The organism is Bacillus cereus group sp. Bc010, assembly GCF_027716745.1.
Lineage (GTDB): Bacteria > Bacillota > Bacilli > Bacillales > Bacillaceae_G > Bacillus_A > Bacillus_A pacificus.
The window spans coordinates 1-21,372 of the sequence record NZ_JAQFUY010000022.1; the positions used below are offsets into that span (position 1 = coordinate 1).

Sequence of the window (21,372 nt, forward strand, 5' to 3'; positions counted from 1 at the left end):
TTCCGCAGTAGCTCAGTGGTAGAGCTATCGGCTGTTAACCGATCGGTCGTAGGTTCGAGTCCTACCTGCGGAGCCATGGCCCGTTGGTCAAGTGGTTAAGACACCGCCCTTTCACGGCGGTAACACGGGTTCGAATCCCGTACGGGTCATAAAAAAAAGAGTCAGCAATATGCTGACTCTTTTTTATTGTGCGTTCATTCTCCTTTATCAACTGATTTTCCTGAAATAAATAAAGGGATTTAGGAAAAGCTATGGTATGTATAAAAAGGAGGAGATACAAATGACACGAGTGAGAGACTTGATGAGCACTCATATTGTACAGTGTACACCGTTAGACAATGTATATGAAGCTGCTGTAAAGATGAAAGAAGAATCGATTGGATTGATTCCGGTTGTTGAAAATGAACAAGTTGTTGGTCTTGTTACGGACCGGGATTTAGTTGTTCGAGGGATTGCTGAAAAACATCCTGGATCTAATAAAATTACAAATGTAATGACAACAAACATTGTTTCAGTTTCTCCAGATGATCCTATTGAAAAGGCTACAGAGTTAATGGCGCAGTATCAAATTAGACGATTGCCAGTAGTTGAGAGTGGTCAACTCGTTGGGATGTTAGCACTAGGAGATTTAGCTATAAAAGAATCGGCAGATGAGCAAGCGGGATTTGCTTTAAGTGAAATATCAGAGCATACGGAATGAAGTGAGACTTTAATTAGTGTAATACGTTACGTATAAAAATCAGATACATTATTCTAGTATATAGGGTTAAGCTAATATGTTAGCATGATGTATCTGAGCCATTATATAATAAGTATACAGTTAGTAATTTCGACAGTTTATTTAAATTTGTCATTCCTAATTATAAATAAGAGAAAAAATGATATACTGATAGATATAAGTATTATGATTGATTTCGAATATAACAATATTTATTGTTAATGATGTGATAATGGATTAATATTTCCTATGTAGATAAAAGGGAAGGGGAATTATATGAAGGCTGTACAGCGCGATCCAAATTGGAATTTGGTTACAGATACATATATAGAGCCAAATAATTTCGCTGAATTATTTTCTTTGCTTGTACCTTGTCATCCAAAAGGTGAAGGGAAAGAACGAACTATATTAGTGTGGAAAGAAAAAGAATTTTATAAAGAAGAAAATTTAGCGGCATTTATCGTATATGGAATGAATAAAGCAAAAAATTTACCGCAATTTCATAAAGACGAAATTCCAACTTTAGTACGTATTCTTCGCTTATGCCAAGAAATTGGTTGGTATGAAGAAGCGAATACTTTTATGGTAACTCAAGGGCTAGCTGAGTTTGTTCATACTTCATTGGAATATGAAACGTGGGACCTTTTGACGCAGGCGGTTGCTTTAAACTATTTAATAATTAAATATCGTATTGGTGAATTAACTGATGGAGATGTAGAAATTTGGGATAGAGTTAAATTTAATGAGAAATGTATAACAGACTGTAAACATTTATTATCCCATAAAGAAGTATTAGAATTTACATTTTTTTATATGTGTAAGAGAGCTAAGTCACTATCAAAAGAGCAATTAAATAGTGATATGATGAGTTTAGCGATGTATTGTAATACTTTTGTTTATGACTTATATACATATGATTTATTACGAAAGTATCGTAAGTGTACAGACTTTCTATCATATTATGGACCTAGTCAAGCGGTGTTAGCTTGCCAAAGGGCTGTACTTTCTCAAATTTCAGATCGATTAGACCCACTCAAGACTACTCATGTAGATGATTATTTATATGTAATGAAAGATATGATGGAGCATATGACGATAGGGATAATGGATCGATATGATCATTTTATTGGAAAGTTATTATCATATGTGCCATTTTTCGAAATGATCCAAGTTCCACAACATGCATATTATTGTGAAGAATTATTGTATATTTGTAAGGGCATTAAATATAAAGAAGAAATATTACGCAATTATATATTTATACAATTACATGACTGTTTACCATCTTTCTTTAAACTGTTTCTTAAAAATAAGCGTTATGCAACGATTCATGATATTTTGTTCTATTGGTGTGATGATGAACAAAGAATGAGCTTAGAGAAAAAATATAACCTTAGCTTTATTTATGAAAAATATGCTTGCGGGTAAAGAGCATTTTCTATATAAATTAAAAAGGATCTCAATTGTGAGATCCTTTTGTTATTAGTAAAGCAAGGAGAATGTAATTAAGACGAGAAATAACATTCCATAAAGGAGAAATTGTGCCGTATAGCTTCCTTGTATACCAAAAAAAGTATTTGTTTTTTTATAGAAATTCAATATATATTTTATCGGATTATCTTTGAAAGATTGGTACACAGTGTCTCCTCTTTCTAAGCTTCTTGTTCGTGTTTTTTGTTATTAGGGACATGAATGTATCTAGCTATGAATAATAAAACAGCCATAAAAAATACGGGAAATACGGTAGATAGATAAAAACCATTACTAATAATATTTGTTATTAAAGCACTTAATAGAAAGATGGCATTATAAATATGGGCAATTTTTTGTTTTAGTTGAACTTGAAAAGCTTCCATCATAATTTCTAAAGCAACAAAAGCAATGATAATAGATAAAAATACAGTATTTGTATTATAAATTACTAAGCAACAGATTAAGCCTAAAAAGGCTAAGTATTCAATTAAGAGAGGTATATTGCGTGGCATACAATTTACCTAACTAAATATGGCAGTGGGTTTACTGCATTTGTTTTTTCAAAATTCCATTCTCCATTGTGCAATTCAAAATGAAGATGTTGCCCGTATGAATGACCTGTGTTGCCCATATGACCTACTAATTGTCCAGCTTGTACTTGATCACCAGCTTGTACAGTGCGATCTTTCATGTGAGCATAGACTGTTGTATATAATTTCCCGTTTATTTGATGGGCGATGAACACAACATTGCCATAGCTAGCTGAATAATATGATTTCACGACTTTACCTGCAGCCGCCGCCTGGATAGAGACATTACCCTGAGCTGCGATATCTATACCATAATGCATTTGTTCCCAGCGCATATCAAAGGTTGAGCTAATTTTTCCTTGAGTAGGGAATTTGAAAACGGCTGGAATGGAAGTAGGTTGAGCCGTTTGAGCTTGTGATTGATTTTGCACTACATAATGCTTTGCCACATATCCGTATCCTGTGCCAAAACGAATTTTATACCAAGTTCCTACAGTTTCCACTACTTGTAATTGTGTACCATTTTGTAATGAACCAAGTAGTGCACTACTTGTACTAGCGTTGCTACGTACATTAAGTTTAGGTGTTGCAACTGTGTATTTCGCATTATTTTGAACTGTGATGCCTTTTACTAAAGGCTGTGAACCATTAGATACGAATGCCTTTTGTACGTAACCTGTTTTGCCATTATGTAAAATTTTATACCATTCACCTTGTTCTTCTTGAATAGTAACGAATTTTCCATTTGGTAATACATCTAAAATTGAAGATTCTAAATTAGGTTCAGAACGAACGTTTAATGCATTGGCATTGACGATATATTGATTATTAGATTGAAGTTTGTTTTTTAGTAGAATAGAATCTTTTTGTACGTAACCTACTTTATTATTAACAGATACTTTATACCAGCCATTAGTTGTTTCAAGTATATTCACTTTCGTATTAAAGCGAATTGTATCAATTGATGAGCTATTTGCGTTATCTTTTGTATGTAAGGCTACTTGATCGACTTTGACATATCCAGTTTTCACATTAGATAATTGTTCAGCGTTGGCTGTTTGTACATTTGTTTCTCCCATAGAAGGAAGTAAAGAAGCAATTGCGACAGTAGTTGCTGTTAAAGCAGTAGCTTTCATATTCATATAATAGAGACCTCCTCTAGTTGTATAGTTGTAATTTTATTATAGTATAAAGATATAATATAGTGGGTGTATTCACATAAATGTAATATGAAATCAATATAAAAATAAATTTTTTGAGGATAATGATTCCTTATTATCCAATTCATTAGGATAATAATTTCTAAGATAGAATATAAGTATTATATGGTTTTGTTATTTTGTTGACAATTGAGAAAATTAAAACAGTTGATGATGTCTTATTACGATGTTATACTGACAGTGATAATTTTATAGTTTGCTAGGAGAGCTGGTGTTGCCAGCTGAGAGTAAGGCCTTAAGTCTTTGATCCTTTTTATTACCTGATCTAGATTATGCTAGCGTAGGGAAGCAATTCGGACACTAACAATGAGTCCCCGTTTCTTTGCGTATAGAAACGGGGCTTTTTTATTTGAAAATTTCATATTGAAACCACTAGGGGTGCTTGTTGTGCTGAGAGAGGAATAATCCTTAACCCTTACAGACCTGATCTAGGTAATACTAGCGAAGGGAAGTGGAGCAACGAATAAATTATAATTTTATTTGCTGTAACCACTTCTTATTTAGAAGTGGTTTTTTATTTAGATATATAAATTGAAAGGGGATAGAGAAATGAAATTTTGCGATAGATTATTAGAAACTGTACAACCAGTTTGGGAGATGAGTCATAATCATCCATTTGTTGTAGGTATGGGGGATGGTACGTTAGAAAAAGATAAGTTTCAGTATTATATTATTCAAGATTATTTATACTTGTTAGATTATGCAAAGTTATATGCGATCGGTGTTGTAAAGGCAACAAATCCACAAGTTATGGGGAAATTTGCTGAACAAATTGATGGGATATTAAATGGAGAAATGACCATTCATAAACAGTATGCAAAAAGACTTGGAATTTCTATAGAGGAGATAGAGTCTGCAAAGCCATCTGCTAAAAATTTAGCTTATACAAATTACATGATGTCTGTATCTCAAAATGGCACACTTGCGGAATTAATAGCAGCACTTCTTCCATGTATGTGGAGCTACTGGGAGATTGGAAAGCGTTTAAATGATATTCCTGGAGCAAGAGATCATGAGTTCTTTGGTGAGTGGATTCAAGGCTATAGCTCTGAAGAATATGGCAACCTTTGTGTTTGGTTAATCGATTTATTAAATGAAATGGCAGTTGGAAAGTCTGAAAAAGAGCTAGATCGATTAGAGGAGATTTTCCTATATTCCAGTCGATTTGAATATTTATTCTGGGATATGTCCTACCGTAAGGAGATGTGGGGATTTGAGGAGCAAGAACATACTACAGTTTCATAATGTTTCTTTTCATTATGATGAGAAGCCAATCATTAATGAATTAAATGCTTCTATACAAGATAAAGAGTTTGTAAGCATTATCGGACCGAGTGGATGCGGGAAAAGTACTTTATTTCGCCTTATTACGGGTTTAGAAGAAGCAAGTACGGGACAGATAGAGCTGACAGAGACAAAGAGCCATCCTGTAGGATATATGCCCCAAAAAGATATGCTCTTGCCGTGGAGAACGATTATTGAGAATGCTGCCCTGCCGTTAGAGTGCCAAGGTGTACAGAAGAAAGAAGCACAAATAAAGGCGAAGGAACTATTGCATAAATTTGGCTTACAAGGGTATGAGACAAAATATCCGAAAGATTTATCTGGTGGTATGAGACAACGTGTATCCTTTATTCGAACTTTATTAACAGGTGGGGAGATATTGCTGTTAGATGAACCGTTTAGTGCGTTGGATGCTTTAACGAAGGCCTCTTTGCAAGAATGGTTGTTTGAACAATGGAAAGAGTGGGAAAAAACAATTTTATTTATCACTCATGATGTGGAAGAAGCATTGTTTCTTTCTAATCGAATTTTAGTAGTAGAGCAGCAACCGATAACTACTTTAACCGAGAGGATTGTACCGCTTGATCATAATCGGACAAGAAAAGATTTATATAAACCAGAAGTATTAGCGCTGAAAGATGAGCTTCTTAGTATGTTGCAAAGGCAGGTACTCGTATGATGAACCGGTTGAAGGAGCTATTACCTGCTCTTACACTTTCTAGTATTTTACTTGCTCTTTGGGAAGTAGGCGCAAGAATTGTAGATGAAATGTACATTTTACCGTCACCGTCTGCGATTGTAATGAAGATATGGAAACTAAAAGACATATTATTTACAGTTCATTTGCCAGCAACATTATATGTCGTTTTAATAGGGGTGGCTATTTCTATCGTACTTGGGGTAGGGCTAGCGATGTTAATGAATGCGAGTACATGGATGGAGAGAGCATTTTATCCATTATTAGTTGCCTCGCAAACGATTCCTATTACAGCGCTTGCTCCGCTATTTGTTTTATGGTTTGGATATACGATTTGGAGTAAGGTTGTTGTTACGGTTTTAATTACGTTTTTCCCAATTGCGGTTAATACGTATGATGGACTGCGCAGTACGAAAAAAGAATGGGAAGAGCTTTTAGTTACGTATGGGGCAACGAAAAAAGATGTTTTTCTTAAATTAAAATTGCCGTCTGCTCTTCCTTATTTTTTCTCAGCTTTAAAAATTGCAGTACCGCTTAGTGTAATTGGGGCGGCAATTGGTGAATGGCTCGGTGCACAAGCGGGGCTAGGATATTTCAGTAAGAGAATGATGACGCAGTTAGACGGGGCAGGTGTATTTGCACCCATTGTATTGTTATCATTATTAGCTATTCTCTTCGTCATACTTATTTCGTTAGTAGAAAAAAAATTCATTAGTTGGAGGAAGCATTCATGAAATTTTTAAAGCGCATCTTTGTGTTTACATTATTAGTTGCAATGATTGCTGGATGTTCGAGTAATTCAGCATCAGAAAAAAGTAAAAAAGAGAAAGAAATAACGGTCATGCTTGATTGGTACCCAAATGCGGTACATAGCTTTATTTATGCGGCAATTGAAAAAGGTTACTTTAAAGAAGAAGGAGTAAAGGTAAATATTAAATTCCCTTCTAATCCGACTGACCCATTAACGTTAGCAGCTGCAGGAAAAGTAACAGTGGGCTTATATTATCAGCCAGATGTTGTCATGGCAAAAGCAAATGAACAAATTCCAGTGAAATCAATTGGGGCTGTTGTACGTTCACCATTAAATCATGTTGTATCGCTGAAGTCTGTAGGCATTCAATCGCCAAAAGATTTAGAGGGTAAAACAGTTGGATATTCTGGAACACCTTTAAGTGAGATGTATTTAAAAACGATGGTAAAAGAAGCTGGTGGTAATCCAGATACAGTGAAAGTAGTCGATGTTGGTTTTGATTTAGTACCAGCATTAATTACAAAAAAAGTGGATGCGGTAACAGGGGCATACATTAACCATGAAGTACCTGTTATGCGTCATGAAGGTCATGAACCAGCATACTTTAATCCAGCAGATTACGGTGTACCGAATTATCATGAGCTCGTATTTGTAACAGGTGATAAAACGTTGAAAAAAGATAAAGAAGCGTTGCAAGCTTTCTTACGTGGTACGAAAAAAGGTTATGATTTCATGAAGAAAAATCCAGATGAAGCATTAAATATTTTATTAAATCATCAGGAAAAAGAAAACTTCCCACTTGTACCAGAAGTTGAAAAAGAAAGTATGAAAATTTTATTAGAGAAAATGGAAACGAAGGATGAACCATTTTTATCAGATTCAAAAGAGTCATGGGAGAAACAAAATAAATGGTTGAAAGATAAAGGAATGACGAAAGAAATCGTTCCGGCAGATGAGTTATTCGAAAACATTTTAAAGTAGGCGAATGAATATGAAAAATGAGCTTCATGTAATCTCAAATGGTCACATGTCATTCGAAGAGTTAGTGAATGTAGCGATGCAAATTGAAAGTGAAATTGATTATTTGCATATTCGTGAGCGTGAGAAAAGCACGAAGGAATTGTATGAAGGTGTGGAAAGTCTTTTGAAGAAAGGCTTTCCAGCATCAAAAATAGTGATAAATGATCGAATTGATATTGCTATTTTATTAAACATTCCGCACGTGCAGCTAGGATATCGAAGCGCAGATGTAAGGTCAGTGAAAGAAAAGTTTTCTTATTTGCATGTCGGTTATTCTGTACATTCTTTAGAAGAGGCGATTGATGCATTTAAGAATGGCGCGGATTCACTCGTCTATGGTCATGTATTTCCGACAGATTGTAAAAAAGGTGTGCCAGCGAGAGGGCTTGAAGAAATTTCAGACATTGCAAAGTGTTTATCCATACCGATTACAGCAATTGGAGGAATCACTCCGGAAAACACTGGAGATGTTCTTACTAACGGCGTCAGTGGTATTGCTGTTATGTCTGGGATTATAAGTAGTAGTAACCCGTATAGCAAAGCGAAGTCTTATAAGGAATCAATAAGAAAGTGGGCGGAAAAACATGTGTAAGAAGTATGATGTAGCGATAATTGGCGGTGGTGTAATTGGTAGTTCAGTTGCACATTTTCTAGCAGAAAGAGGACATAAAGTAGCGATTGTAGAGAAGCAACAGATTGCATCTGAAGCCTCGAAAGCAGCCGCTGGTTTACTTGGGGTGCAGGCAGAATGGGATGAATATGACCCGCTATTTGAACTTGCTAGAGAAAGCCGTGCTATATTTCCACAACTTGCAGAAGTTTTACGTGAAAAAACAGGCATCGATATTGGGTATGAAGAGAAAGGCATTTATCGCATTGCTCAAAATGAAGAGGAGAAGGAAAGAATTCTTCACATTATGGATTGGCAGCAGAAAACCGGTGAAGATTCTTACTTTCTGGCGGGAGATCGTTTGCGAGAGAAAGAGCCGTATCTATCTGAGTCAATTATAGGGGCTGTATATTATCCAAAAGATGGTCATGTTATTGCACCAGAGCTTACGAAAGCATTCGCACATTCCGCATCATTTTCGGGCGCTGATATATATGAACAGACAGAAGTGTTTGATATTCGTATTGAAAATAATAAAGTGACTGGAATTGTGACAAGCGAAGGTATGATCACTTGCGAGAAAGTTGTTATTGCAGGTGGCTCATGGAGCACGAAGTTACTAGGTTATTTTCACCGCGAATGGGGTACATATCCGGTTAAAGGAGAAGTAGTAGCGGTAAGAAGTAGAAAACCACTTTTAAAGGCGCCTATTTTCCAAGAAAGATTTTACATTGCACCAAAGCGCGGCGGACGTTACGTAATTGGAGCAACGATGAAGCCTCGTACGTTCAATAAAACTGTGCAACCAGAAAGTATTACTTCTATATTAGAGCGCGCGTATACAATATTGCCTGCTTTAAAAGAAGCTGAATGGGAAAGTGCATGGGCAGGATTAAGACCACAGTCGAATCATGAAGCTCCTTATATGGGAGAGCATGAAGAAATAAAAGGTTTATATGCTTGCACAGGCCATTATCGAAACGGCATTTTATTAAGTCCTGTTTCTGGTCAATATATGGCTGATTTAATAGAGGGAAAGCAGGAGACTCACTTGCTAGATTCATTGCTTTCTAAAACAGTTTAGAAAGGGGATGGAAGTTTGAATTTAAAAATTAATGGTAATCAAATTGAAGTGCCAGAGAGTGTGAAAACAGTAGCTGAGTTACTTACACATTTAGAGTTAGATAACAGAATTGTTGTAGTAGAGCGTAATAAAGATATTTTACAAAAAGATGATCATACAGATACATCTGTTTTTGATGGAGACCAAATTGAGATTGTAACTTTCGTAGGAGGCGGTTGATTATGTTAAACATTGGACCATTTTCATTTCATTCTAGACTTTTATTAGGAACAGGAAAATTCCCTGATTTTGATGTGCAGCAAAAGGCAATTGATGTATCTGAGGCTGAAGTTTTAACGTTCGCAGTACGTCGTATGGATATATTTGATGCAAAGCAGCCTAATTTATTAGAGAAACTTGATGTGAAAAAATATACGTTATTACCGAATACAGCCGGAGCAAAAAATGCTGAAGAAGCTGTTCGTATTGCAAAATTATCAAAAGCTTCAGGGCTTTGCGACATGATAAAGGTAGAAGTTATTGGTGATGATAGAACGTTATTACCTGATCCGGTAGAGACGTTAAAGGCATCTGAAATGTTACTAGAAGAAGGATTTATCGTACTTCCGTACACATCTGATGATGTTGTATTAGCACGTAAATTACAAGAACTTGGCGTGCATGCGATTATGCCAGGAGCATCTCCAATTGGATCAGGACTTGGTATTGTAAATCCATTGAATTTGAGCTTCATTATTGAACAAGCGACAGTACCAGTTATCGTTGATGCTGGTATCGGTAGCCCGGCTGATGCGGCATTTGCGATGGAATTAGGAGCAGATGGCGTGTTATTAAACACAGCTGTATCAGGAGCAAAAGATCCTATTAAAATGGCACAAGCAATGAAATTAAGTATTGAGGCAGGCCGTTTAGGATTTGAAGCAGGTCGTATTGCACGTAAGCGTTGTGCAACGGCAAGTAGTCCTTTAGAAGGAATGAGCGTAGTTGAATAATCGATATTCTCGCCAAGAACTATTTTCTCCAATTGGAGAAGAAGGACAGCAAAAGATAAGGGAAAAGCATGTGCTTATTATCGGCGCAGGTGCATTAGGTAGTGCAAATGCAGAAATGTTTGTAAGAGCTGGTGTTGGTACAGTAACGATTGTTGATCGAGATTATGTCGATTGGAGTAATTTACAAAGGCAGCAATTGTATGCAGAGAGTGATGTGAAAAATAATCTTCCGAAAGCTGTAGCAGCGAAGAAGCGTCTAGAAGAGATTAATAGTGAAGTAAGAGTAGAAGCGCTCGTTCAAGATGTAACAGCTGAGGAATTAGAAGAGCTTGTTACAAACGTTAATGTAATGATTGATGCAACTGATAATTTCGAAACGCGTTTCATTGTGAATGATATAGCGCAAAAATATTCTATTCCATGGATTTACGGAGCATGTGTAGGGAGTTACGGCCTTTCTTACACAATTCTTCCTAGTAAAACGCCATGTTTATCTTGTTTATTACAATCGATTCCGCTTGGCGGGGCGACATGTGATACAGCGGGGATTATATCACCTGCTGTATCTCTCGTCGTTTCTCATCAAGTAACGGAAGCTCTTAAACTGTTAGTAGAAGATTACGAATCGCTTCGAGATGGACTTGTATCGTTTGATGTATGGAAGAATGAATATTCATGTATGAATGTGCAAAAGCTTCGTAAGCACAATTGTCCTTCGTGCGGAGAGAATGCCTTGTATCCGTATTTAAATAAAGATAATACATCGAAAACAGCAGTGTTATGCGGGAGAAATACAGTTCAAATTAGACCACCTCATAAAGAGGAAATAGATTTTGAACGATATAAAGAGCTGCTGAATGATCGTGTGCATGATTTAAATGTAAATCCATATTTATTATCATTTTCTGTGGAAGAAAAGAGATTAGTTGCTTTTAAAGATGGTCGTGTACTTGTACATGGAACGAAAGATATAAGCGAAGCAAAGACGATTTATCATCGCTATTTTGGATAGAAAAGGATGAGTGGGATGAAAGTAAATAAAGCTTTAACAATTGCAGGATCTGATAGTGGCGGCGGTGCCGGCATTCAAGCAGATTTAAAAACATTCCAAGAGTTTGGTGTGTATGGGATGACGGCTATTACGGCAATTACTGCTCAAAATACGCTTGGCGTTCAAGGGGTATATCCAGTTCCATTAGAAGGTATTACGGAACAGTTGAATTCAATTGGTACGGATTTAACACCAGATGCTGTGAAATTAGGAATGTTATTTAGCAGCGAAATTATTCAAATTGTAGCAGAACATATTAATAAATTTGGCTGGAATAATATTGTACTAGATCCTGTTATGATTGCTAAAGGCGGTGCATCATTATTACAACAAGAAGCAGTACAAGCATTAAAAGAATATTTATTACCAGTAGCAACAGTTGTAACGCCGAATGTTCCTGAGGCAGAAGTGTTAACTGGGTTGGAAATCCATAACGTTGAAGATAGTAAAGAGGCTGCAAAAGTACTGCATGAATTAGGTGCGAAATATGTACTTATGAAGGGCGGACATGCAGAATATCAAGGTAATGAAGTAATTGATTTACTTTTTGATGGAGAAAAGTTTATTGAATTTAGAAGTGAACGAATTCCTTCAAAGCAAACGCATGGAAGCGGTTGTACATTTGCTTCAGCGGTTACAGCAGGACTTGCGAAAGGATACTCAATTGAAGAGGCAGTTCAAGAAGCAAAACAATTTATTAGTATAGCAATTGAAGAGCCGCTGCATATTGGAAGTGGTCATGGACCGACGAATCATTTTGCGTATAAATTAAATAAATCACATGTATAAGTAGAAAAAAAGTCAGTTGTATAACTGACTTTTTTTCTGTTTACTTTTTCCAAATACAGGAGTAATATATCAGCCAGAATATATTTTTTGTAATACGCTGAGTCCAATTATATGGAGCGGAGGAACCAATTTGTGCAGTGTCACTAGGGGTGAATCTTTCAATTTTGAAAGTAGGGCTACTCTCAAAGTCCGAATCCGACAGCTAACTTCGTAAGCGTCTTGAGAGAGGACGGTGCCATGATGGATACATCACTTCATCGATCTGATTAGTATAGGGGAATATCAATCTATGTTTGAATTCTTTTATGCTAAGGAGGATGAGGTACATGGAACTAACACTTATTTGTGTTGGAGAAGAAAGCAAGATAAATAGTTTAATAGATTTAGTAGCCTTTCAACATGAGTTAATTATTTTTACAGCAAATGAAGAGATAGCGGCTGAAGTGAGGAATTGTGGATTTGATTGGACGTATAGTTGTAGTAAGGAGCAGGATTTTACTAGTATTTATGAGTGTATTAAGAAGGTGATTTTACTAGGGGATGAGCTTCCAATCGTTAGCTTCTTTACAGAACACATTCGCTTTTCTTTTCAAGCGCCTATTACTGTTGTTACAAGGAATAAACGGTATCCAGCGAGGCTCTATGAAACAATTGGAGCTACATTTGTCGTGTTTACGAATTGTGATAATATTTCTTTTTTATTTTTTGAATAGGGCGGGGGAGAAGAAGATGAAGGTGTTGTTACTAGGAGATATAGCGAATCGTTGGGCGGTATCGGTAGAGCGAGTTCAAGAATTGGTCGTACTTGATCCTATTTTTCCAAGGCCCTATATCATATTGCCATCAAAAGACGCTTTATATTTAAAAACAGATGTTATCGAATATGAGCAGCTACATGCAGAATTGTCACAAGTTTATATTCGCGGGAGAAATTTACGTGCTTTTTTACGAGGAGAATAAATAGTGAATGAAAAAAGAGCGAATGCTAAGTGCAACAAGCTATGCACTTCATGTCATTCGCTCTTTTTATTTCGTATTTAAAAGATCATTTATGTGAAAAAGAAAGAAAAGATGAGAAAACAGATGAAAAAATATTAATAACACTCAATGTAAGCGTTTAAATAGATGGATATTTTCTTATTTTCAGTAATTTAGCTCTTTACAAGTGAAAAATAGAGGAGTATATTTACTCTCATAAATCATTCATAAAATTTCCAAAAAAACCTAAAATCGCTGAGTTCCAGAAATGGAGCGGGGGAACCAATTTTGTGCATTGTCACTTGGGGTGAATCTTTCAGTTTTGAAAGTAGGGCTACTCTTTAGGCCCGAATCCGACAGCTAACCTCGTAAGCGTTTAGAGAGGAGGTTTACTTTTTGTTGTTCATTTTTGAACACTGAGTAGAGCTCAGTGTTCTTTTTTAATATTTTAATGGTAAATTTTTACAGAAAGGTGAGAGGGTAGCTATGTTAGATGTTGTAATGATCGGAATTTTTGTTGTGTTAGTCGCATCGATGGCAAGTCTTGCAAGTTGGTCAGATAAAGTTGTGAAAGAAGGGAAGCAATCATGATGATTGCCTTATCAATTATTGTTGCAGCAATTACGGTGTACTTAGTGTATGCATTATTAAATCCGGAAAAGTTTTAATTAGGGGGAGTCATTCATTATGATCTGGGTTGCAGTCGTTATTACAATGCTATTGTTTATTCTTGTGGCAAAGCCAACGGGAATTTATTTAGAGAAAGCCTTTCAAGGGAGTAAAAAGCTGGATAAAGTATTCGGGCCTTTTGAAAAACTTATTTTTAAAATTACGGGTGTAAAAGAATATAATCAAACGTGGAAACAGTACGCATTATCATTAGTTTTATTAAATGGATTTATGATTGTTGTCGTATATTTCATTTTCAGACTACAAGGAGTATTGCCATTAAATCCAGCACACATTGAAGGAATGGAGCCTACGCTCGCTTTTAATACAGCAATTAGTTTTATGGCTGATACGAACTTACAGCATTATAGCGGTGAAAATGGTTTATCTTATTTATCACAATTAATCGGAATTACATTCTTAATGTTTGCAGCACCGGCAACGACTTTAGCGCTCGTTATGGCATTTATAAGAGGGCTTGCTGGAAAAGAACTCGGTAACTTTTTCGTTGATTTTACGAGAGCATTAACGAGAGTATTTCTTCCTATCGCATTTATGGCGGCACTAGTCTTTGTTGCACTTGGCGTACCACAAACGTTAGACGGTGCCGTTACAGCACAAACAATTGATGGGGCAAAGCAAAGCATATTACGCGGGCCAGTTGCATCATTCGTTTCTATTAAGGAACTTGGAAATAACGGCGGTGGATTTTTCGGAGCAAACTCTACACATCCTTTCGAAAATCCAGGACAAATGAGTAATATTTTGCAAATGATGCTTATGATGTTATTGCCAACAGCACTTCCATTTACGTATGGACGAATGGTGGGCAATAAAAAGCAAGGTCGCATCCTTTTCGTTTCACTATTCATGGTCTTTTTACTAGGGTTTATAACGATTACGACATCTGAATTACATGGAAATCCAGCTTTAAATGGAATGGGTATCGAACATGTACAAGGAAGTTCAGAAGGAAAAGAAGTAAGGTTCGGAACAGTATTTTCTTCACTATACGCAACAGTAACGACAGCTGCTGAAACCGGAGCGGTGAATACGATGCATGATACGTTAACACCAATTGGCGGGTTAGTACCACTCGTAAATATGATGTTAAACACAGTATACGGCGGCGTTGGAGCAGGCTTTGTGAACATTATTATGTATGCGATTATTGCAGTTTTTATATCTGGATTGATGGTTGGACGGACACCGGAGTTTTTAGGTAAGAAAATTGAAGGGAAGGAAATGAAATTAATTGCGGTAACGATACTATTTCATCCACTGCTTATTTTAGGATTTTCGGCATTGGCTCTTTCTACACATTTAGGAACAGAAGCGATTTCTAACTCGGGCTTCCACGGTTTAACACAAGTTGTTTATGAGTATACGTCATCAGCTGCGAATAACGGATCTGGATTTGAAGGGTTAGCAGATAATACACCGTTTTGGAATATTACAACTGGTTTAGTTATGTTTTTAGGACGCTATTTTAGTTTAATTACGATGCTAGCTGTTGCAGCTTCATTGAAAGAGAAGACGGTTGTGCCAGAAACAGTCGGAACGTTCCGTACGGATAATAGTTTATTTGGCGGCATTTTCATCGGAACAATTGTAATTGTCGGTGCATTAACATTCTTCCCGATGTTAGTACTCGGCCCAATTGCAGAATTTCTTACATTGAAGTAATGGAGGGTAAATGATGAGACCGGTAGTAGTAAAAGAAAAAAGAGTAAATGAGTCACACATACATGCAGTAGAAGATGAGGTTAGACAAGCGAAAACGATGGATCGTGATATCGTGAAACATGCGATGAAACAATCCTTTGCGAAATTGAATCCGAAAGTTATGATAAAAAATCCGATTGTGTTCGTTGTGGAGATTGGATTTATCATTACGTTCATTTTATCGTTTCTTCCAAGTCGTTCTAGTAGTGTACCAGGATGGTTTAATATAACAGTTTCCCTCATTCTATTATTTACAGTTTTATTTGCTAACTTTGCAGAAGCATTAGCGGAAGGACGGGGGAAAGCGCAAGCTGATTCTTTAAAACAATCGAAGAAAGATGTGTTTGCAAATGTTGTAAAAGAAAATGGAGACATCGTCCAAGTTTCAGCAACTGATCTAAGAAAAGGTGACGTTGTTATTGTAAAACAAGGAGAAATGATTCCAAGTGATGGAGAAGTAATAAAAGGGTTAGCATCTGTTGATGAATCTGCGATTACAGGGGAATCAGCTCCTGTAATAAAAGAAGCAGGCGGTGATTTTTGTTCCGTGACAGGCGGTACGATGGTTGTAAGTGATGAGATTACGATTGTCATTACGAGTAATCCTGGTGAATCATTTATTGATAAAATGATTTCGTTAGTAGAAGGAGCTGCGCGTCAAAAAACGCCGAATGAAATTGCTTTAAATACAGTATTAACGAGTTTAACGCTTATTTTCTTAATCGTTGTTGTGACGCTGCCGATTTTCACAAATTATTTAGGGTTTCAAATTGATACAGCTGTACTTGTAGCATTGTTAGTTTGTTTAATTCCAACGACAATTGGTGGATTATTATCAGCGATTGGTATTGCCGGGATGGACCGCGTGACAAAGTTTAATGTGTTAGCGATGTCGGGTAAAGCAGTAGAAGCTGCTGGCGATATTAATACAATTATTTTAGATAAAACGGGTACGATTACTTTCGGGAACAGAATGGCTCATACATTATTACCTGTAGGAAATGAAACGATTGAGCAAGTTGGAAAGTGGGCTGCGATTAGCTCAGTTTTAGATGAAACACCAGAAGGTCGATCAGTTATCGAGTATGTGCAAGCGAAATCTATATCATATAATAGAGAACTTGCAGAACAAGGTGAGTTTGTTCCATTTAAAGCAGAAACGAGAATGAGTGGTGTTGATTTACAGGATGGAACGAAAGTGAGAAAAGGTGCTGTCGGTAGCGTGATTGAATGGGTTCAGTCACAAGGTGGAACAATTCCGAAAGATGTAAATCAAAAAGCAGATTTCATTTCAAAAGAGGGCGGAACACCACTTGTAGTTGCAGTAGATAATCGTATTTACGGTTTAATCTATTTAAAAGATACAGTAAAACCTGGTATGCGTGAACGTTTTGAACAGTTGCGTCAAATGGGGATTAAAACGGTTATGTGTACAGGGGATAACCCATTAACAGCAGCAACCATTGCAAAAGAAGCAGGAGTAGATGAGTTTGTTGCTGAGTGCAAACCAGAGGATAAAATTGCAGTTATTAAAGCGGAGCAAGATAAAGGGAAACTCGTAGCGATGACAGGTGATGGTACAAATGATGCGCCGGCATTAGCGCAGGCTGACGTTGGATTAGCGATGAATAGTGGTACAACAGCTGCGAAAGAAGCAGCGAATATGATTGATTTAGATTCGAATCCAACGAAGATTATTGAGGTAGTAGGAATCGGTAAGCAATTGTTAATGACACGCGGTGCGTTAACGACGTTTAGTATTGCAAATGATATCGCAAAATATTTTGCAATCATTCCAGCGATGTTTACACTTGCGATTCCGCAAATGGAAGCATTGAACATTATGAAACTAACATCACCACTGTCAGCGATTTTATCAGCATTAATATTTAATGCAGTTATTATTCCATTACTCATTCCATTGGCGATGAAAGGTATCGCATATAAACCGATGAGTTCGAATGCACTACTTGGCCGAAACCTACTTATTTATGGGCTGGGCGGAGTGATTGTACCGTTCATTGGAATTAAAGTAATTGATATAATTGTCGGCTTGTTCATATAAGGAAGAGGGGAAAAAGATGGCGAAGAAACAAAGTATACTATCACCAATCATCCGTATTACTTTTACATTTTTAGTGTTGTGCGGACTTGTATATCCACTTATTATTACTGGTATTGCACAAGCAGTCATGAAGGATAATGCGGATGGAAGTCTAATATATAATGATAAAAATGAAGTGATTGGTTCGAAATTAATCGGTCAAAATTTCACAGATCCACGTTATTTTCATGGGCGTGTTTCTAGTATTGAATATAAAGCAGAGGCATCTGGTTCAAATAACTATGCACCGTCTAATCCAGATTTAGAGAAACGAGTAGAGAAAAGTATTGAAGAGTGGAAGAAACAAAATCCCACCGTACCAGTTACAGAAGTGCCAATCGATTTAGTGACAAATTCAGGTTCAGGGCTTGATCCTGACATTAGTCCGAAGGCAGCTTCCGTGCAGGTAGAGCGCATCTCTAAAATAACGAATATTTCGAAAGAAACGTTAAATCAATTGATTAAGGATCAAACAGAAGGCGCGGCACTTGGCTTATTTGGAGAGACCCGCGTAAACGTTTTAAAGTTAAATTTAGAATTACAGAAACTAATGAAATAGTAACAGTGCTACCTCAATCTAACGGATTGAGGTAGCGTTGTTTCAAAAGAAAGGTTGTGAGTGTTTTGTATGCGGATGACTATAAACCGACGTTTCAAAGGCGAACACCAGAGGAATATTTAGAATATATTCGTCAGCAAAATCGGGGACAGTTAAAGCTATATGTAGGAGCAGCTCCAGGCGTAGGGAAAAGTTATAAAATGCTACTGGATGCTAGAGAGATGAAAAAGGACGGTATGGATATTGTAATTGGTTTAATTGAAACGCATGGGAGAAAAGAGACGGAAGACGCAATTGCTGATTTAGAAAAGGTTCCTTTAAAAGAAATAGAGTATAAAGGGAAAGTGTTTTATGAACTTGATGTGGAAGGAATTATAAAGCGTGCACCGCAAGTCGTTGTTGTGGATGAACTTGCACATAGTAATATTCCCAGTTCTAAAAATAAGAAGCGTTATATGGATGTACAAGAATTGTTAGAGGCTGGTATATCCGTATTGTCAGCGTTTAATATTCAACATTTAGAAAGTGTTCATGATATTGTAGCTCAAATTACGAATGTAAAAGTAAGAGAACGAATTCCAGATTTTATTTTACAAAAAGCAAATGAAATTCAGCTTGTCGATGCAACGCCGGAAGTACTTCGGAAGAGGTTAATAGACGGAAAGATATATAAAGAAGAAAAAATTCAGCAAAGCTTACAAAATTTCTTTACGCTTAATAATTTAGGAGCACTAAGAGAATTATCGCTTCGTGAAGTCGCTGACGATATGGACGAGAAAATTAGTCAAACAGTGATAGAACCAATTGGCGTGAAAGAAAAAATTCTCGTTTGTGTACAGTACAGTTCAACAGCAGAGAAATTAATACGACGGGGCTGGCGCATGGCTGATCGGTTAAACGCTGAATTGTATGTATTAAATGTTGAAAGAGAAAATATAGATTCTCTTTCAGTTGGAAAAAAGCAGACAATTGAAGAGTGGAAGGCGCTCACGAATCAATTTGACGCAAGTTTTGTATTAGAAGAAGCGAAAGGAAGAAAGCCAGCGGATGTTATTATTGAAGTTGCAAAAAGATTACAAGTAACGCAAATTTTACTTGGGCAATCAGCGAGAACGCGATGGGAAGAAATTCGAAAAGGTTCGATTGTGAATGAAATTATGAGACAGACGAAGCATATTGATATTCATATTGTTGCGGATCAACGAGTTTAAAATAGAGCCGACCTTTCGGGGGCTCTATTTTGCTTTTTGTAAAGCATGAAAATGTATCATTTTCATTGCATATAAAATGATAAGTAGAAATGTAATTGCACCTATGAAGAAAATCCAAAAGTAATTTTGATTAAATAAAAGAAATCCACCTATAAGTGGCCCTGTGCCCATACCAAGATAGCGGATGAAGTTGTACATACCGATAGCAGTTGCGCGTTCTTGTACGAATTCTTCCGTTAATAAAGTAGTGTGAGTTGGCATAGAAAGTCCCATACTAAAACCGTACAATGATGTAACGATAATGATAAATGGGATATTAATGCTATATGTGAAAGAGAATAAAGTGACACATATAATATTGAAGAAACTAGTGGTGAATAAAGCTTGCTTTGTTGTGAATTGTTTTTGCAAAAATTTGTAGCAAGAACTTCCTAACATAATAGAAAGGGACATCGGTACAAACATAAGACCAATTTCACTTGCAGTTAGGTGAAATAAATTTGTTAAAATGCTCGGTAAAAAAACGAGGAAGCAAAAGTAAATACAAAATTGAATAAAGCCAATAAGAGTAATAGAAAATCCAGTTTTATTTTTTAAGATAAACCAGTAATTCTTTTTTGATTGTGGTTGCTTACTTACAGTTGGTTTTGTTTCTGGAAGTAGTGAAATGTTTATCATTAATAAGAGAATGCCAAGTATAGATAAAAAGAGAAATACGGATAAGTGGCCATTTATACTGCCGAGATAACCACCAATGAGAGGACCAATCGCAGGTGCGAGGGCAAGTAACATTTGGTATAGGCTCATTGCTTCTCCTCGTTCTTTTCCTTCAAATAAATCGCCGATAATCGTTGCTGAAACTACAGGTATAGCCGCTATTCCTATAGCTTGAACAGCTCTAAAAAAGAGAAATAAATAAATGTTTGCCGAAAAAGCACATCCGATTGAACCAATTGTACTAATGACTAAACTAGGGATAAGGACAGGTTTTCTTCCTTTTGTATCAATGAAAGGTCCATATACGAGCTGCATAATTGCAAGAATGAATGTGAAAAGTGAAACTGTGACATTTACAAGATAAGGAGAAGTATGAAAAGAACCTTGAATCATGGGCAAGATAGGTGTGTAAATATTTTGAGCGAAGGAACCGAGTAAGGCACTAATACAGACAACATATAAAATGAAATGTAGTTTGGATTTTTTCATTGTGTTAACCTCCTTCTTTTTGGTTTCCTTGGAAACTAAATTTATTTTAACATGTTTTTCTAACTTGTAAATATGAAAAAATAATTTTAAAATGGTATATAGTTAAATCGTTTCTTTGGAAACTTAGGGGGCGAATAGATTGGATTATACAACGAAACAAATGGAAATACTTTCGGACATTCGTACACTTTTGCATAAAAGAGAAGAACATTTGAAAGGACAAAATGAGAAGTTTCTTCGTGAGACAGGTGTAAGTGCTATGTCTTTATCTGAGTTACATGTAATCGAGTGTATCGGGAAAAATGGTCTGATGAATGTAACGGCAATTACGATAGAAATGGGAATGACGAAGGGCGCAATCTCTAAAGTTTGTACAAAGTTGTTCCAAAAGAAATTCGTTGAGAAGATGCAAATGTTAGACAATCAAAAAGAAATTTTCTTCCGCTTAACGGAAAGCGGAAATGAAATATATAAAGCTCATGATAAATTGCATAAACAAGCTGAAGAAAAGTGGCTGTTACTTTTAGATAGATATACGAAAGAAGAACAAGATTTTATTCAAAGGTTCGTCAAGGATGTTTCCGATCATTTGGAAATATAATTGGAAGAAAAAATTCCGTTTTCTCAAGTCTTTTAAATATAATTTCTGAAAGAACTCATATATAATAGAAACAGATACTTAACATAGTGAATAATTAAAG

24 protein-coding genes, 2 tRNA genes and 4 riboswitches are annotated in these 21,372 nt (G+C 36.3%); of the genes, 23 read left to right on the forward strand and 3 right to left on the reverse strand.

Annotated features, from left to right (window positions below):
• The first annotated feature begins 1 nt into the window (after nucleotide 1).
• The 4 genes from PDQ68_RS20250 (at nucleotide 2) to PDQ68_RS20265 (ending at nucleotide 2,146) form a co-directional block, all read left to right on the forward strand.
• Nucleotides 2-76, forward strand: a tRNA-Asn gene (locus PDQ68_RS20250).
• Between the two features lies 1 nt (nucleotide 77).
• Nucleotides 78-149, forward strand: a tRNA-Glu gene (locus tag PDQ68_RS20255).
• A 131-nt stretch (nucleotides 150-280) separates the two neighbouring features.
• On the forward strand, nucleotides 281-700 hold the full coding sequence (locus PDQ68_RS20260) for a CBS domain-containing protein (RefSeq protein ID WP_016716489.1): 420 nt from the start codon (nucleotides 281-283) through the stop codon (nucleotides 698-700).
• A gap of 294 nt (nucleotides 701-994) precedes the next feature.
• The gene (locus tag PDQ68_RS20265) at nucleotides 995-2,146 is read left to right on the forward strand and encodes a DUF3965 domain-containing protein (RefSeq protein ID WP_000648924.1); all 1,152 of its coding nucleotides are present in this window, start codon (nucleotides 995-997) and stop codon (nucleotides 2,144-2,146) included.
• A 224-nt stretch (nucleotides 2,147-2,370) separates the two neighbouring features.
• On the opposite strand, the gene PDQ68_RS20270 is transcribed toward PDQ68_RS20265, so the two are convergent.
• Both PDQ68_RS20270 and PDQ68_RS20275 read right to left on the reverse strand, forming a co-directional pair.
• Complete coding sequence (locus PDQ68_RS20270) at nucleotides 2,371-2,703, reverse strand: hypothetical protein (protein WP_061183502.1); 333 nt, start codon at nucleotides 2,701-2,703, stop codon at nucleotides 2,371-2,373.
• Between the two features lie 5 nt (nucleotides 2,704-2,708).
• A complete protein-coding gene (locus PDQ68_RS20275; protein WP_016716490.1) occupies nucleotides 2,709-3,863 on the reverse strand; it encodes an SH3 domain-containing protein in 1,155 nt (384 codons plus the stop codon).
• A gap of 269 nt (nucleotides 3,864-4,132) precedes the next feature.
• A riboswitch (TPP riboswitch) is annotated at nucleotides 4,133-4,245 on the forward strand.
• 60 nt (nucleotides 4,246-4,305) lie between these two features.
• A riboswitch (TPP riboswitch) is annotated at nucleotides 4,306-4,408 on the forward strand.
• Nucleotides 4,409-4,490: 82 nt separating this feature from the next.
• On the opposite strand from PDQ68_RS20275, the gene tenA reads away from it, so the two are divergent.
• The 18 genes from tenA (at nucleotide 4,491) to kdpDN (ending at nucleotide 19,465) form a co-directional block, all read left to right on the forward strand.
• The gene (gene tenA, locus PDQ68_RS20280; RefSeq protein ID WP_000666831.1) at nucleotides 4,491-5,186 is read left to right on the forward strand and encodes a thiaminase II; all 696 of its coding nucleotides are present in this window, start codon (nucleotides 4,491-4,493) and stop codon (nucleotides 5,184-5,186) included.
• Nucleotides 5,155-5,904 (forward strand): ABC transporter ATP-binding protein, encoded by a 750-nt coding sequence (locus PDQ68_RS20285; protein WP_001256806.1) that lies wholly within the window; start codon nucleotides 5,155-5,157, stop codon nucleotides 5,902-5,904. Before tenA ends, PDQ68_RS20285 begins: the two co-directional genes overlap by 32 nt.
• Nucleotides 5,904-6,656, forward strand: a complete 753-nt coding sequence (locus tag PDQ68_RS20290; protein ID WP_011040017.1) for an ABC transporter permease — start codon at nucleotides 5,904-5,906, stop codon at nucleotides 6,654-6,656. The genes PDQ68_RS20285 and PDQ68_RS20290 overlap by 1 nt, the downstream gene beginning before the upstream one ends.
• Complete coding sequence (locus tag PDQ68_RS20295) at nucleotides 6,653-7,654, forward strand: ABC transporter substrate-binding protein (RefSeq protein WP_016716492.1); 1,002 nt, start codon at nucleotides 6,653-6,655, stop codon at nucleotides 7,652-7,654. Before PDQ68_RS20290 ends, PDQ68_RS20295 begins: the two co-directional genes overlap by 4 nt.
• A gap of 10 nt (nucleotides 7,655-7,664) precedes the next feature.
• Entirely contained in the window at nucleotides 7,665-8,285 is a 621-nt protein-coding gene (tenI, locus tag PDQ68_RS20300; protein WP_061183501.1) for a thiazole tautomerase TenI, read from the forward strand.
• A complete protein-coding gene (thiO, locus tag PDQ68_RS20305) occupies nucleotides 8,278-9,387 on the forward strand; it encodes a glycine oxidase ThiO (protein ID WP_016716494.1) in 1,110 nt (369 codons plus the stop codon). Before tenI ends, thiO begins: the two co-directional genes overlap by 8 nt.
• 15 nt (nucleotides 9,388-9,402) lie before the next feature.
• Nucleotides 9,403-9,606: a sulfur carrier protein ThiS gene (gene thiS, locus PDQ68_RS20310; RefSeq protein WP_001049505.1), complete on the forward strand. Its 204-nt coding sequence runs from the start codon at nucleotides 9,403-9,405 to the stop codon at nucleotides 9,604-9,606.
• Nucleotides 9,607-9,608: 2 nt separating this feature from the next.
• Entirely contained in the window at nucleotides 9,609-10,379 is a 771-nt protein-coding gene (gene thiG / locus PDQ68_RS20315; protein ID WP_016716495.1) for a thiazole synthase, read from the forward strand.
• On the forward strand, nucleotides 10,372-11,391 hold the full coding sequence (thiF, locus tag PDQ68_RS20320; RefSeq protein WP_016716496.1) for a thiazole biosynthesis adenylyltransferase ThiF: 1,020 nt from the start codon (nucleotides 10,372-10,374) through the stop codon (nucleotides 11,389-11,391). Before thiG ends, thiF begins: the two co-directional genes overlap by 8 nt.
• Nucleotides 11,392-11,397: 6 nt before the next feature.
• On the forward strand, nucleotides 11,398-12,219 hold the full coding sequence (gene thiD / locus PDQ68_RS20325) for a bifunctional hydroxymethylpyrimidine kinase/phosphomethylpyrimidine kinase (protein WP_270786925.1): 822 nt from the start codon (nucleotides 11,398-11,400) through the stop codon (nucleotides 12,217-12,219).
• 85 nt (nucleotides 12,220-12,304) lie between these two features.
• Nucleotides 12,305-12,452, forward strand: a riboswitch (cyclic di-AMP (ydaO/yuaA leader).
• 93 nt (nucleotides 12,453-12,545) lie between these two features.
• Entirely contained in the window at nucleotides 12,546-12,932 is a 387-nt protein-coding gene (locus PDQ68_RS20330) for a hypothetical protein (protein WP_061183500.1), read from the forward strand.
• A 16-nt stretch (nucleotides 12,933-12,948) separates the two neighbouring features.
• Complete coding sequence (locus PDQ68_RS20335; protein WP_000866315.1) at nucleotides 12,949-13,179, forward strand: hypothetical protein; 231 nt, start codon at nucleotides 12,949-12,951, stop codon at nucleotides 13,177-13,179.
• Between the two features lie 261 nt (nucleotides 13,180-13,440).
• Nucleotides 13,441-13,586: riboswitch (cyclic di-AMP (ydaO/yuaA leader) on the forward strand.
• Nucleotides 13,587-13,683: 97 nt separating this feature from the next.
• A complete protein-coding gene (locus PDQ68_RS20340) occupies nucleotides 13,684-13,788 on the forward strand; it encodes a SipW-dependent-type signal peptide-containing protein (protein WP_000887889.1) in 105 nt (34 codons plus the stop codon).
• On the forward strand, nucleotides 13,785-13,865 hold the full coding sequence (gene kdpF, locus PDQ68_RS20345) for a K(+)-transporting ATPase subunit F (protein ID WP_000972376.1): 81 nt from the start codon (nucleotides 13,785-13,787) through the stop codon (nucleotides 13,863-13,865). Before PDQ68_RS20340 ends, kdpF begins: the two co-directional genes overlap by 4 nt.
• Nucleotides 13,866-13,884: 19 nt before the next feature.
• Nucleotides 13,885-15,552 carry a potassium-transporting ATPase subunit KdpA gene (gene kdpA / locus PDQ68_RS20350; RefSeq protein ID WP_016716498.1) on the forward strand — a complete coding sequence of 556 codons (1,668 nt, stop codon included), beginning with the start codon at nucleotides 13,885-13,887 and terminating at the stop codon, nucleotides 15,550-15,552.
• A gap of 13 nt (nucleotides 15,553-15,565) precedes the next feature.
• Nucleotides 15,566-17,656 (forward strand): potassium-transporting ATPase subunit KdpB, encoded by a 2,091-nt coding sequence (gene kdpB, locus PDQ68_RS20355; protein ID WP_061183499.1) that lies wholly within the window; start codon nucleotides 15,566-15,568, stop codon nucleotides 17,654-17,656.
• Nucleotides 17,657-17,672: 16 nt separating this feature from the next.
• Nucleotides 17,673-18,254 carry a K(+)-transporting ATPase subunit C gene (gene kdpC, locus PDQ68_RS20360; protein ID WP_016716500.1) on the forward strand — a complete coding sequence of 194 codons (582 nt, stop codon included), beginning with the start codon at nucleotides 17,673-17,675 and terminating at the stop codon, nucleotides 18,252-18,254.
• A 56-nt stretch (nucleotides 18,255-18,310) separates the two neighbouring features.
• Nucleotides 18,311-19,465, forward strand: a complete 1,155-nt coding sequence (gene kdpDN / locus PDQ68_RS20365) for a KdpD-like non-kinase potassium sensor (RefSeq protein ID WP_073529809.1) — start codon at nucleotides 18,311-18,313, stop codon at nucleotides 19,463-19,465.
• Nucleotides 19,466-19,489: 24 nt separating this feature from the next.
• Here kdpDN and PDQ68_RS20370 read toward each other — a convergent pair whose 3' ends face one another.
• Nucleotides 19,490-20,671: an MFS transporter gene (locus PDQ68_RS20370; RefSeq protein ID WP_061183498.1), complete on the reverse strand. Its 1,182-nt coding sequence runs from the start codon at nucleotides 20,669-20,671 to the stop codon at nucleotides 19,490-19,492.
• Between the two features lie 139 nt (nucleotides 20,672-20,810).
• On the opposite strand from PDQ68_RS20370, the gene PDQ68_RS20375 reads away from it, so the two are divergent.
• Nucleotides 20,811-21,272 carry a MarR family transcriptional regulator gene (locus tag PDQ68_RS20375; protein WP_016716503.1) on the forward strand — a complete coding sequence of 154 codons (462 nt, stop codon included), beginning with the start codon at nucleotides 20,811-20,813 and terminating at the stop codon, nucleotides 21,270-21,272.
• Nucleotides 21,273-21,372: the final 100 nt, after the last annotated feature.